We start from the raw sequence: 11,798 nt of genomic DNA on the forward strand, positions 1-11,798 counted from the left end.
GCCCGCCGACCGGGGCGGGCGCACGGCCGATCGGGTAGACAGGGGGAATCGGGTGGAGCAGGGGAGCGGACCGGCGCCGCGACCGCGCCGACGCAGCAGAGCAGCAGACATGGAGAGACGATGAGCAAGCGCACGAGGACGGACGCGCAGTCGCCTGCGCCGCACGGCGCCGACAGCCACGACCTGATCCGCGTGCACGGCGCGCGCGTGAACAACCTCAAGGACATCAGCGTCGAGATCCCCAAGCGCCGTCTGACGGTCTTCACGGGGGTCTCCGGCTCGGGCAAGAGCTCGCTCGTCTTCGGCACGATCGCCGCGGAGTCGCAGCGGCTGATCAACGAGACCTACAGCGCCTTCGTCCAGGGCTTCATGCCCACGACGGCCCGCCCGGAGGTCGACGTCCTGCACGGGCTGACGACCGCGATCATCGTCGACCAACAGCGGATGGGGGCCGACCCCCGCTCCACGGTCGGCACCGCCACCGACGCGAACGCCATGCTGCGCATCCTCTTCAGCCGCCTCGGTACGCCGCACATCGGCCCGCCCGGCGCGTACGCCTTCAATGTCCCCTCCGTCCGGGCCAGCGGCGCCATCACCGTCGAGCGCGGCGCGAAGAAGACGGTGAAGGCCACCTTCCACCGCACGGGCGGCATGTGCGTCCGCTGCGAGGGCCGGGGCGCGGTCTCCGACATCGACCTGACCCAGCTCTACGACGACTCGAAGTCGCTCGCCGAGGGGGCGTTCACCATCCCCGGCTGGAAGTCGGACAGCTTCTGGACCGTGCGCGTCTACGCCGAGTCGGGCCTCCTCGACCCCCACAAGCCGATCGCGAAGTTCACGAAGAAGGAGATGCAGGACTTCCTCTACCGGGAGCCCACCAAGGTGAAGGTCGAGGGCGTCAACCTCACCTACGAGGGGCTGATCCCCAAGATCCAGAAGTCGATGCTGTCCAAGGACCGCGAGGCGATGCAGCCGCACATCCGCGAGTTCGTGGACCGCGCGGTCACCTTCACCACCTGTCCCGAGTGCGACGGCACCCGGCTCAGCGCCGAGGCCCGCTCGTCGAAGATCGAGAAGATCAGCATCGCCGACGCCTGCGCCCTGCAGATCAGCGACCTCGCCGCATGGGTGCACGGCCTCGACGAACCCTCGGTGGCACCCCTGCTCGCCACGCTGCGCCAGACCCTGGACTCCTTCACGGAGATCGGGTTGGGCTACCTCTCCCTCGACCGGCCGTCGGGCACGCTCTCGGGGGGCGAGGCGCAGCGCGTCAAGATGGTCCGCCACCTCGGGTCCCCCCTCACCGACGTCACCTACGTCTTCGACGAGCCCACCACGGGCCTGCACCCCCACGACATCCAGCGGATGAACGACCTGCTCCTGCGGCTGCGGGACAAGGGCAACACCGTGCTCGTCGTGGAGCACAAGCCGGAGACCATCGCGATCGCCGACCACGTCGTCGACCTCGGCCCCGGCGCCGGTGCGGGCGGGGGCACCGTCTGCTTCGAGGGCACCGTCGAGGGTCTGCGGGCGGGCGGTACCGTCACCGGCCGCCACTTCGACGACCGGGCCGCGGTCAAGGCCGAGGTGCGCGAGCGCACCGGGACCCTGGAGATCCGCGGCGCGCGCACGCACAACCTCAAGGGCGTCGACGTCGACGTCCCGCTCGGCGTGCTGACCGTCGTCACCGGCGTGGCGGGTTCCGGCAAGAGCTCCCTCGTCCACGGTTCGATCCCGCGCGGCGCCGCGGTGGTCCACGTCGACCAGGGCGCGATCCGCGGCTCGCGGCGCAGCAACCCGGCGACGTACACGGGCCTGCTCGATCCGATCCGCAAGGCCTTCGCCAAGGCCAACGGGGTCAAACCGGCGCTCTTCAGCGCCAACTCCGAAGGCGCGTGCCCGGCCTGCAACGGCGCCGGAGTGATCTACACCGACCTGGCGATGATGGCCGGGGTCGCCAGTGTCTGCGAGGAGTGCGAGGGCAAGCGGTTCGACGCGTCCGTCCTCGACTACCACCTCGGGGGCCGCGACATCAGCGAGGTGCTCGCGATGTCGGTGACCGAGGCGCGGGAGTTCTTCGGCGACGGCGAGGCGCGCACGCCGGCCGCGCACGCCGTCCTGGTCCGGCTCGCCGACGTCGGGCTCGGTTACCTCAGCCTCGGTCAGCCGCTGACCACGCTGTCCGGCGGTGAGCGCCAGCGGCTCAAGCTGGCGACGCACATGGCGGAGAGGGGCGGGGTCTACGTCCTCGACGAGCCGACCGCGGGCCTCCACCTCGCCGACGTCGAGCAGCTGCTCGGCCTGCTGGACCGGCTCGTGGACTCCGGCAAGTCGGTCATCGTCGTCGAGCACCACCAGGCCGTCATGGCGCACGCCGACTGGATCATCGACCTCGGTCCGGGCGCCGGCCACGACGGCGGCCGGATCGTCTTCGAGGGCACCCCCGCCGACCTCGTCGCGGCCCGGAGCACCCTCACCGGCGAGCACCTCGCGGCCTACGTCGGCACCTGACGGCGGGCCGCGCCGGCCCGCCCTGACGGCGTGACGCCGCGTCACCCGGGTGGGCCGGCCCCGCTGGCGGCCCCGCACGGCCCCCGGCTTGCTGGAGGCATGAGACAAGGACGACCGACAGGACGACCGGCGACGCCCTCGGGGCAGAGCCTGAGCACCCCGCGCATGGCCGGACTGGCGGGGGTGCTCTTCGCGATCCTGCTCGCGGGAGCCATCGTGCTGGCCCGGATCGCCCTGCCCGAAGGCGGCGGGGCGGCCCACGTCGCCATCACCTCCGGCCAGCGGGACGCGGTGACGGCCGCCGTGGAACTCGTACCCTTCGCGGGCATCGCCTTCCTCTGGTTCATGGGGGCGCTACGGGCGCACGGCGGTGACGCCGAGGACCGCTTCGTCTCCACGGTCTTCCTCGGCAGCGGCCTGGTCTTCGTCGCCTGCCTCTTCGGCGCCGCCGCGGGCGCCGGCACGGTGCTCGACGCCGACCAGCCCCAGGAGTTCGGCCGCCACTTCTCCTACACCCTGCTCACCACCTACGCGATGCGGATGGCCGCCGTCTTCGTCCTCGCGACCTCGACCATCGGACGCAGGCTCGGGGTCTTCCCGCGGCCGCTGGTCCTCCTCGGGACCCTCGCCGGTCTGGTGCTGCTGGTGGTCGGTTCCTCGGTGCCGTGGTCCGAGCTGGTGTTCCCGGCCTGGGCCCTGATGATCAGCCTGTACGTCCTGAAGTCGGGCCTGGCGGGCCCGCGGGCAGCCGGCCCCGCGCCCGGCCCCGTGGCCTGACCCGCCCCCGGCCGCCGTCACCTGCGGCGATTCACTCCGACGGAGGCATTGGACGGGCCCCGCCCGGCCACGACCCGCAGGCTGGTCCGGGGAAGCCGCGGGGGTCACCGAAAGGACCACACCTTGCTGAGGCTCGTCGTCGATCTCAACCGGTGCCAGGGATACGCGCAGTGCGCCTTCCTCGCCCCCGACGTCTTCGCGATGCACGGGGACGAAGGGCTGCTCTACGACCCACAGGCCCAGGCGGCCCAGCGCGAGCGCGTGCTCCAGGCCGCCGCCGCGTGCCCCGTGCAGGCGATCCTCGTGGACGAACTCGACCTGGCCGCGACCGGCGCCGGCGCGGCCACCGGATCCGGGGAGGCCACCGATGGCTGACACCGCCCTCGAACAGCTCAAGCGGTCCGGCCGGATCGTCATCGTCGGTGCCTCGCTGGCCGGCCTGCGGGCCGCCGAAACCATGCGGGAGAAGGGCTTCGCCGGTTCGCTGACCCTGATCGGCGACGAGCCCCACGAGCCGTACGACCGCCCGCCCCTGTCCAAGTCGGTGTTGCTGGGCCGGGCCGACGCGGACCGCACCCTGCTGCCCCGACGCCGCGCCCTGGACGCCGAGTGGCGGCTGGGCGTTCCGGCCGACGGCCTCGACATGGCGGCCCGTACGGTCAAACTGGCGGACGGCGACGAGGTGCCCTACGACCGCCTGCTGATCGCCACCGGAGTGCGCGCCCGGCCCTGGCCGAACGAGGCCGAGCGCGAACTGGGCAACGTCTTCACCCTGCGCACCCGCGGTGACGGAGCGGCCCTGGCCCGGGCGCTCGCCGCCGGACCGAGCCGGGTCCTGGTCATCGGCGCAGGGTTCACCGGCTCCGAGATCGCCTCCGCCTGCCGCGAACGCGGCCTGGCGGTGACCGTCGCCGAACGCGGGGACGGCCCCCTGGTCGGCGCCCTGGGCGGCGTGATCGGCGCCGTCGCCGCCGAGATGCAGCGCGAGAACGGCGTGGACCTGCGCACCGGCGTCATGGTCACGGGCCTGGAAGGGGACTCGACCGGCCGGGTCCGGGCGGCGCACTTCTCCGACGGCACCACCCTGGAGTGCGACGTCGTGGTCGTCTCGCTCGGCGCCCAGCGCAACACCGAGTGGCTGACCGGCTCGGGGCTCGGGGCGGGCCCGCGCGGCATCGCCTGCGACGCCGGCTGCCGGGCCTTCGACATCCGGGGCATCGTCACCGACGACATCTACGTGGCGGGCGACGTGGCCCGTTCCCCGCACGCGCTCTTCGGCTACCAGTTCCTGTCCCTGGAGCACTGGGGCAACGCCGTGGCCCAGGCCGAGACCGCCGCCCACAACATGATGAGCGAGAGCACCGAGCGCCGACCGCACCTGTGGGTGCCCGCCTTCTGGTCCTCCCAGTTCGGGGTGAACATCAAGTCCGTCGGGGTGCCCTCCATGGGCACCGAGATCATGATCGCCCAGGGCTCGCGCGCCGAGCGCCGCTTCACCGGCGTCTACGGCTACCAGGGCCGGGTGATCGGAGCGGTCACCTTCGACAACTCGCGCTGGCTGCAGTTCTACGAGCAGCAGATCGAGGCGACCGCCCCCTTCCCGCTCCCGTTCACCACCGTGGACCGCCGCCCGGAGGGCCAGAAGCCGATCCCCGCGGACTTCCCCGACCCCTCCGTGCCCACGCACGGCCCGACCATCACCCTCAGCGGGTACTCACCGGCCGACCGCCGGATCACCTTCACCCCCGCCGGGCACTGACCCGCACGCCCACGGAGGACCCGCCATGAACGACGGCATCCTGAGCCAGATCCTGGACTACGCCAACCGCGCCGACCCGTACCCGCTGTACGAGGAACTGCGCAAGACACCCGTCTTCCACGACGGGACCGGACCGTACGTCATCAGCACCTACCACGACATCCACAGCCTGCTGCACGACCCGCGGCTCAGCTCCGACTCCCGCAACCTGACCGCCATGGCCGGCGACCCGCTGGCCGAGGGCGGGGGAGAGGAGGAGACCGCGCTGCCACCGAGCTTCCTGAAACTGGACCCGCCGGAACACGACCGGCTGCGCCGGATGACCAACAGGCCCTTCGGGCCGCCGCACTCCCCGCACCGCGTCGACGGGATGCGCGACGGGCTGCGGGGGATCGTCACCGGGCTCATCGACAACCTCGGCGACCCCGGGGAGATCGACCTGGTCGACCAGTTCGCCTACCCGTTCCCCGTCACGATGATCTGCCAACTGCTGGGCGTACCCCGCGAGGACGAGGCGCGCTTCCACGTATGGGCCGACACCCTGGCGGCGAGCCTGGACCCCGACCCGGACTCCGACCCGGTGGAGCGCCAACGCAGCACCCACGACTCCCGGATGGAACTCGGCATGTACCTGGCCGGGTTGATCGAGGAACGGCGCAAGAACCCGGGCGACGACATGCTCTCCCAACTGGCCGTCGGACACGGCCCGGACGAGACGCTGTCCACCATGGAGCTGCTCAGCACGGCCGCGCTGCTGCTCATCGCCGGGCACGAGACCACGGTCAACCTGATCACCAACGGGATGCTGACGCTGCTGCGCAATCCGGACGTCCTGGCGCAGCTCCGCAAGGAGCCGGGGCTGGCGGTGCCGCTCGTCGAGGAACTGCTGCGGTTCGAACCGCCCGTGCAACTGCTGCCCCAGCGCACGCCCCTCGTCGACATCGAGGTCCGCGGGGTCACCATCCCCAAGGGCTCCTCGATGTGGCTGATCCTGGCCTCCGGCAACCGGGACCCGGCCCGCTTCGAGCATCCCGACCGGTTCGACCCGTACCGCAAGGACATCCAGCACCTGGGCCTCGGCAGCGGCATCCACAGCTGCTTCGGCGCCCCGCTGGCGCGCCTGGAGGCGCAGCTCGCGCTGAGCGAACTGGCCCGGCGGTTGGAGAACCCCAGGCTCCTGGAGGACCCGCCGCCGTACCGGCAGAACGCGGTGCTGCGCGGCCCCCGGCACCTGAGGATCGGCTGCGACGGGATCCGCCCCTGAGCGCCCGTTCCTGAGCGCTCGGACGGGTGGGCGCTCACGCCTGCGGACGTGCGGACGTGCGGACGTGCGGACGGGTGGACGGGTGGACGGGTGGACGGGTGGACGGGTGGACGCTCACGCCGCCAGGCGTGCGCGCCACCAGTCCAGCGTCGCCCCGATCTGCTCGTCGAGGGGGGTGGCGCGCTGCGCGAAACGCGCTTCGTAGGCCCGCGCGTCGATGACGAACGGCCGGTCGAACTGGTAGCGGACCTCCTTCAGTTCGCGGATCAGCGGCGAGAAGAGCGAGGCGACACCGAGCACGGCGGACGGGAGCGGGCGCACGGCGACCGGCCCCGTCGCCGCCCGGGCGGCGAGGAGGTCGACCATCTCGCGGGTGGACCGCGGCGGTTCCGTGGGGACGTGCCAGGCGCGTCCCCAAGCCCGCTCGTCGCCCGCGACCTCGACCAGGGCCCCGGCCACGTCCGGGAGGTAGCTCCAGCTGTGCGGGGCGTCCGGGTCCCCGAGGGCGGAGACCGGCTTGCCGCGCAGCACGCGCGGCACGACCCGGGCGGCCAGGTGCCCGCCGTCGGTCACGCCGGGGCCGAAGAAGTCCGAGGCCCGGACCTCGACCGCCCTGATCCGACCCTGCTCGTGGAGCGCCAGTGCCCGTTCCCAAACGGCCACGCGCACGCGCCCCTTGGGGCCGGTCGCCGCGAGCGGCAGCTCCTCGGTGAGGGGACCGTCGACCGGCCCGTAGCCGTAGAGGTTGCCCAGCATGACCAGGACCGCCCCGGTCGCCTCGGCGGTCGCGCAGAGGGCCGCGGCCAGCGGGGGCCACGCACTCGTCCAGCGGTGATAGGGCGGCGCGGCGCAACTGAAGACCGCGGCCGCGCCCCGCGCCGCCGCGCTCAGCCGCTCCCCGTCCGCCGCGTCCAACGCGACGTGCTCGATGTCGGGTTCGGGGCTGCGGCCCGAGCGGGTGACGACGCGCACCGAGTGCCCGCGCTCGGCCAGCAGGCGGGCGGTGGCGGCCCCGGCGGGCCCGAATCCTACGACGACGTAATGGCTCACGGAGGCACACTAGCGCCCGTGCGCACGGGCACTCGGGGGCGGTTCCCGGTCCTCGGGCCCCGTCCGGCGCTCAGCCTTGACCGGTGCCGGTGCCGGTGCCGGTGCCCGGTCCTTCGGGCGGTGTGGTCCCGGCGCGGTGGACCAGGCGGTAGCCGTACGGGCGCTTGCGGCCCCGCTTCTCGGTGTGGCGGACCCGCGCCCCGCGGAGCGCGGCCTCGACGAGGTCGTTGACGGCGGCGTTGCTCCGCCGGATCCGGGTGAGCTGGTCCCGGGTGAGGCCCGCGGCGCGGGCGGCGGTGCCGAGGTGCGCGTCCCGGGCCAGGGACCGCAGCAGGATGCCGAGGGCGAAGCCGTTGAGCCGTCCGTGCGGTGCCACCGGAAGGGAGGCGGCCAGGGCGGTTGCCGCCACCAGGGCCGCGTCGAAGGCGGGGTCCCGCCGCCAGCGGGTCAGCAGCGCCTCCGAAACGCCCGCGGCGGCCGCGCACCCCGCGGGGCCCAGACCCATGGCGGCCGCGTGCAGGGCCCGGGCGCGGCGCGCACCGGTCTCCGCGGTCAGGTCCGGCTGCCCGTGGACCGCGTCGATCAGGTCCTGTTCCAGCGCGTCCACGGCGGTCAGCCGGGCCACCACGCGCTCCGCCCAGCCCTCGGGCCGGGCCGGTCCCTCCAGTGCGGGGTCGTTCACGTTCCGCGTGCCTCCTGCCGGCTATCCAGTGCCGCGACGGGCGAACGTCGCCTGACGCGGCGCTAGTGCCCATTGTGCGGCTGTGGGCGGCCGCGCCGCGCGGCCGGCCCCGCGCGCCGTTGCACGGTCCTCGGCCCGACCATCGTCTACAGTGCAGTAGACCGTCTACGTGGTTGTAGTCGATCGGCTCTTCGAATGGGGGCCGCACCACCACCGCCACGGGTCGCCGACCCCTGACCGCCGCCCGACTTCCCGAGAGGCCCGCCCATGGCCGATTCCGTCACCGCCGCGACCGACCTCGCGGTCAACCTGCTCGACGCGCACGCGCTCCTGGCCGCCTTCGGCGTGGTGGGCATCGGGGTCGTGATGTTCGCCGAGACCGGGCTGCTGATCGGCTTCTTCCTGCCCGGGGACTCCCTGCTCTTCACCGCCGGCCTGCTGTGCGCGGGTCCGGCCGAAGCGGTCACGACGCTCTCGCTCCCGCTGGTCCTGGTCGCCGCCGTGGCCGGCGCGCTGGCCGGGGCCCAGTGCGGCTACCTGATCGGGCGCCGGGCGGGCGCGACCCTCCTCGCCCGCAGCCGGTCCCCGCGGCTGCACGAGGGGGCCGAACGGGCCGAGCGGTTGCTGGAGCGGTACGGCCACGCCAGGGCGATCGTGCTGGCCCGCTTCGTACCGGTGGTGCGCACCGTCCTGAACCCGCTCGCCGGAGCCCTGAAGGTCCCCGCCCGCGCCTTCACCCTCTGGCAGGTCGCCGGCGGGCTGGTGTGGACGCTGGGCCTGGTGCTCGCCGGCTACGGGCTCGGCTCCTCGGTTCCCGACGTCGACCGGTACCTGCTGCCGATCGTCGCCGTCATCGTCGCCCTGTCCCTGCTTCCCCTGGCGATCGAACTGCTCCGCTCCCGGCGGGCCGTCAAGCACCGGAACGGATCCACTGGATGACCACCGCGCACCTCCCCGCCCTTGTCCAGCTGCCCTCGTACGTCCCCGCGCACGCCCTGGCGTACGACGGTTCGGGCGTCGACGGCCCCGCGTACGTCGATGTGACCGGGTTCGCCCACCGGGCCCCCGGCTGGCTCGACACCCTCGTCTCGGCCTGGTCGGCCTACGGGCTGGCGCTGTTCGCGGTGCTGATGGCCGTCGGCTGGTGGCGGGCCCGGCGCGCGGGCGCCCCCGCGGCGGTCACCGCCCTCGCGGCCGCGCCGATCACCCTCCTGGCCTTCGGCGTCGACTCCCTGCTGAAACTCGCCGTGCGCGAGGACCGGCCCTGCCGGACCCTGCGCACCGTGACGTTGGAGGCGTGCCCCGCCCCCGGCGACTGGTCCTTCCCCAGCAACCACGCCGCCCTCGCGGCGGCGGCCGCCGTCGCCCTGCTCTTCGTCTCGCGTCGGCTCGGCGCCGTGGCCCTGGTCGCTGCGGCGCTGATCGCCGCATCCCGGGTGTGGGTGGGCGTGCACTACCCGCACGACGTGCTGGCCGGCTGCCTCGTCGGCGCCGCGGTCGCCGCCGCGGCGGCCAGAACGGTCCGGCGCCACCAGGGCGCGCTGGCCGAGCGGCTGAAGCGGGGCCCGCTGCGTCCACTGCTGGCCGCCGCATGACCCGTACCGGCGCCGCCCGCCGCGCGGGGTGGCTGGCCCTGGCCGCCGCGTCGCTCCTCGCGCTGCTGGCGCTGTGGGTCGTGCGCGCCCCGGACCACCTGCTGCCCGCCGACGCCGGACTGCACCGCTGGTCCGTGACGCACCGGCCCGCCCCCGCGGCGACGCTGTCGCGCGCGCTCACCGACACCGGCACCGGCTTCGTCCCGTACGTCCTGCTGCTCGTGGCCGGGTGGTACGCGGGGCGCACCACCCGGCGCGGGGCCCGGACGGCCGCGGCGCTGCTGCTGTGCCTCGGTGCGGGACAGGTGGTGCGCTACGCGGTCATGACGCTGGTCGCCCGCCCGCGCCCCGCGGTCGGTGACTGGGCCGCGCACGCCTCGGGCTGGTCCTTCCCCTCCGGCCACACCAGCACGGCCGCGATGACCGCCGGGCTGCTGGTCGCCGCGCTGTTCCTGCGCGGCTCCCGGGTGCCCCGCACCGCCGTGGTGCTCATCGGCCTGTGGGGCGCGGGGGTCGGCCTCAGCCGCGTGTACCTCGGCGTCCACTGGTTCACCGACGTGCTCGGCGGCTGGCTCTTCGCCACCGCGTGGCTCGCGCTCCTCGCCCACTTCTACCTGCGGCGGCCGTCGGCCGAGGGGCTCGGGCGGGGGCTCACGCGGGGGTGAAGGCGTCCTCGGGCGAGTCGTCGAGGACGAAGCCGTTGTCGAGGCGGACACGGACCGTCGCGCGCAGCCGCTGCTCCTGGTAGGCGACCCAATGGGGCTCCAGGGCAGCGACCTTCTCCACCAACTGCTGCCGGCTCGCCGGGGGCATCTGCGGACCGAAGTCCTCCAGGAGCGACGAGAGCCGCAGGTACTCGGCCGCCTCCGGCCCCTGCCGGTCGTGGACGACCACCTGCTCGACGGTCCCCTCGACGCCCGCCGCCAGCGACAGGGATCCGATGACGGTCCCGGGGGAGTCCGGGGACTCGCCCGTCACCGCGACCCAGTCGGTGAGTCTGGTGTCCGCCACGAGCTTCACCCGCTGGCCTTCTTGGAGGGTCATGGATCCTTCGTTCCGTAGGACGGTCGTCGGTGCCATTGTCCAGGACATGGCGCCGCCACCTACACGGGGCGTCCGCTGCCGCCGCTCGGTGCACCGGCGCCCGGGGCGGCCACGAGCTGTCCGGTGGCGGTCAGGGCGAGCCGGGAGAACAGGGTGCCGGAGAACCCGAACAGCAGGGAGATGGCCAGGGCGATCGGCGCCGCGGGCGCGTTCCACGAGTTGTCGAGGAACACGTGGCCGAGGAGGTTGAGCTCCGGGTCGGCGAGCATCCGGACCAGGAGCAGGCCGCCGACCGAAGCGAGGGCGCCGCCGACCGGGGCCAGCACCAGCACCCCCCAGGAAGAGGGGCGCTGGGCGCGCATGACCCCGACGAGCGGGGACAGGAAGCCCCCCAGTGCGCCGAAGACCATCGTCAGCCGGTGGTCCATGACGGCGCCGATCAGCAGGACCGCGCCGAGCCCGGTCGTGGCGAGCCACAGGGCGATGCGCTGCTGCTCGTACTCGCGTTCGGCTTCGGTGTCCTCCCGGTCGTGGAGGTGCTCGACGGTGGCGAACAGGAGGGCGCCGGCCCCGGGCCCGGTGGCGGGCTGCGCGGCCAGCTCGGCGGCGAGTTCCGCGTCACCGGGAAGCGGGGAGTCCGCGAGCCGAAGGCGTACCGACCGGACGTGCGCGGCGATCTCCTCGGGCGTCTCCAGGCGCAGGAGCTGCCGCTCGGCGCTGTGCAGCATCCGCCAGGCAGCGGCGAGTTTGGACAGCGGGATCGCGATCACCCATGAGGTGGGCAGCAGCCGCCACACCACCAGGCCGCTCTTCTCCAGGTCGTCCAGCCGCCCGGTCACGGCAGCCAGCGCCGCCGTCGCGACGGGGTCGCCGGCGCCCACGGCGGCCAGTACCGACGCCCGGGCCCGGCAGTCCCGGATGCGTCCTTGGAGCAGCCGGTAGCGGGGGGCCGCGATCAGCCCCCTACTGGTGATGTACACGATCCCCAGATAGCAAGCGCAGACCAGCTCCAGCGCCCAGCGGCCGTCCCCTACGACTTTCTCCCACACCCCGGGCCCCCTCCCGTCCTGGCCTACCGGCGGCCTCATCCTGCCGCACGCCGCGGCCGGTTGGGGA

General features: G+C 73.8%; 12 protein-coding genes. 8 read left to right on the plus strand and 4 right to left on the minus strand.

The annotated features are described in order from the left end of the window. Positions 1–120: 120 nt before the first annotated feature. The 5 genes from ACIBEA_RS03810 to ACIBEA_RS03830 all read left to right on the plus strand — a co-directional run bounded on the left by ACIBEA_RS03810 (position 121) and on the right by ACIBEA_RS03830 (position 6,311). Entirely contained in the window at positions 121–2,511 is a 2,391-nt protein-coding gene (locus ACIBEA_RS03810; protein WP_399257563.1) for an ATP-binding cassette domain-containing protein, read from the plus strand. A gap of 165 nt (positions 2,512–2,676) precedes the next feature. Then, positions 2,677–3,288: a hypothetical protein gene (locus tag ACIBEA_RS03815; RefSeq protein WP_399257565.1), complete on the plus strand. Its 612-nt coding sequence runs from the start codon at positions 2,677–2,679 to the stop codon at positions 3,286–3,288. A gap of 126 nt (positions 3,289–3,414) precedes the next feature. Continuing rightward, positions 3,415–3,663 carry a ferredoxin gene (locus ACIBEA_RS03820; RefSeq protein WP_399257931.1) on the plus strand — a complete coding sequence of 83 codons (249 nt, stop codon included), beginning with the start codon at positions 3,415–3,417 and terminating at the stop codon, positions 3,661–3,663. Further along, positions 3,656–5,047 (plus strand): NAD(P)/FAD-dependent oxidoreductase, encoded by a 1,392-nt coding sequence (locus ACIBEA_RS03825; RefSeq protein WP_399257567.1) that lies wholly within the window; start codon positions 3,656–3,658, stop codon positions 5,045–5,047. Before ACIBEA_RS03820 ends, ACIBEA_RS03825 begins: the two co-directional genes overlap by 8 nt. A 25-nt stretch (positions 5,048–5,072) precedes the next feature. After that, on the plus strand, positions 5,073–6,311 hold the full coding sequence (locus ACIBEA_RS03830; protein ID WP_399257569.1) for a cytochrome P450: 1,239 nt from the start codon (positions 5,073–5,075) through the stop codon (positions 6,309–6,311). Positions 6,312–6,425: 114 nt separating this feature from the next. On the opposite strand, the gene ACIBEA_RS03835 is transcribed toward ACIBEA_RS03830, so the two are convergent. Then, positions 6,426–7,361, minus strand: coding sequence for an NAD-dependent epimerase/dehydratase family protein (locus ACIBEA_RS03835; RefSeq protein WP_399257571.1), 936 nt, complete (start codon positions 7,359–7,361; stop codon positions 6,426–6,428). Positions 7,362–7,431: 70 nt separating this feature from the next. Then, positions 7,432–8,043, minus strand: a complete 612-nt coding sequence (locus ACIBEA_RS03840) for a hypothetical protein (protein ID WP_399257573.1) — start codon at positions 8,041–8,043, stop codon at positions 7,432–7,434. 267 nt (positions 8,044–8,310) lie between these two features. Here ACIBEA_RS03840 and ACIBEA_RS03845 point away from each other — a divergent pair, with 267 nt between their 5' ends. From ACIBEA_RS03845 to ACIBEA_RS03855, 3 genes are read left to right on the plus strand one after another with little or no spacing between them, the layout of a single operon-like run. After that, positions 8,311–8,982, plus strand: a complete 672-nt coding sequence (locus ACIBEA_RS03845; RefSeq protein ID WP_399257575.1) for a DedA family protein — start codon at positions 8,311–8,313, stop codon at positions 8,980–8,982. Further along, positions 8,979–9,638, plus strand: coding sequence for a phosphatase PAP2 family protein (locus ACIBEA_RS03850; protein ID WP_399257577.1), 660 nt, complete (start codon positions 8,979–8,981; stop codon positions 9,636–9,638). The genes ACIBEA_RS03845 and ACIBEA_RS03850 overlap by 4 nt, the downstream gene beginning before the upstream one ends. Continuing rightward, the gene (locus ACIBEA_RS03855) at positions 9,635–10,303 is read left to right on the plus strand and encodes a phosphatase PAP2 family protein (protein ID WP_399257579.1); all 669 of its coding nucleotides are present in this window, start codon (positions 9,635–9,637) and stop codon (positions 10,301–10,303) included. Before ACIBEA_RS03850 ends, ACIBEA_RS03855 begins: the two co-directional genes overlap by 4 nt. On the opposite strand, the gene ACIBEA_RS03860 is transcribed toward ACIBEA_RS03855, so the two are convergent. Next, the gene (locus tag ACIBEA_RS03860) at positions 10,290–10,682 is read right to left on the minus strand and encodes a hypothetical protein (RefSeq protein ID WP_399257581.1); all 393 of its coding nucleotides are present in this window, start codon (positions 10,680–10,682) and stop codon (positions 10,290–10,292) included. The two genes, ACIBEA_RS03855 and ACIBEA_RS03860, sit on opposite strands and share 14 nt — an antisense overlap. Positions 10,683–10,741: 59 nt before the next feature. Then, positions 10,742–11,731, minus strand: a complete 990-nt coding sequence (locus ACIBEA_RS03865; RefSeq protein WP_399257583.1) for a hypothetical protein — start codon at positions 11,729–11,731, stop codon at positions 10,742–10,744. Positions 11,732–11,798 lie beyond the last annotated feature (67 nt).

The sequence above is a fragment of the Streptomyces sp. NPDC051555 genome (assembly GCF_044454405.1).
Lineage (GTDB): Bacteria > Actinomycetota > Actinomycetes > Streptomycetales > Streptomycetaceae > Streptomyces.

Coding starts and splice junctions, on each gene's coding strand:
- ACIBEA_RS03810 (WP_399257563.1), top strand. CDS start 121: ATGAGCAAGCGCACGAGGACGGACGCGCAGTCGCCTGCGCCGCACGGC.
- ACIBEA_RS03815 (WP_399257565.1), top strand. CDS start 2,677: ATGGCCGGACTGGCGGGGGTGCTCTTCGCGATCCTGCTCGCGGGAGCC.
- ACIBEA_RS03825 (WP_399257567.1), top strand. CDS start 3,656: ATGGCTGACACCGCCCTCGAACAGCTCAAGCGGTCCGGCCGGATCGTC.
- ACIBEA_RS03830 (WP_399257569.1), top strand. CDS start 5,073: ATGAACGACGGCATCCTGAGCCAGATCCTGGACTACGCCAACCGCGCC.
- ACIBEA_RS03845 (WP_399257575.1), top strand. CDS start 8,311: ATGGCCGATTCCGTCACCGCCGCGACCGACCTCGCGGTCAACCTGCTC.
- ACIBEA_RS03850 (WP_399257577.1), top strand. CDS start 8,979: ATGACCACCGCGCACCTCCCCGCCCTTGTCCAGCTGCCCTCGTACGTC.
- ACIBEA_RS03855 (WP_399257579.1), top strand. CDS start 9,635: ATGACCCGTACCGGCGCCGCCCGCCGCGCGGGGTGGCTGGCCCTGGCC.
- ACIBEA_RS03860 (WP_399257581.1), bottom strand. CDS start 10,682: ATGACCCTCCAAGAAGGCCAGCGGGTGAAGCTCGTGGCGGACACCAGA.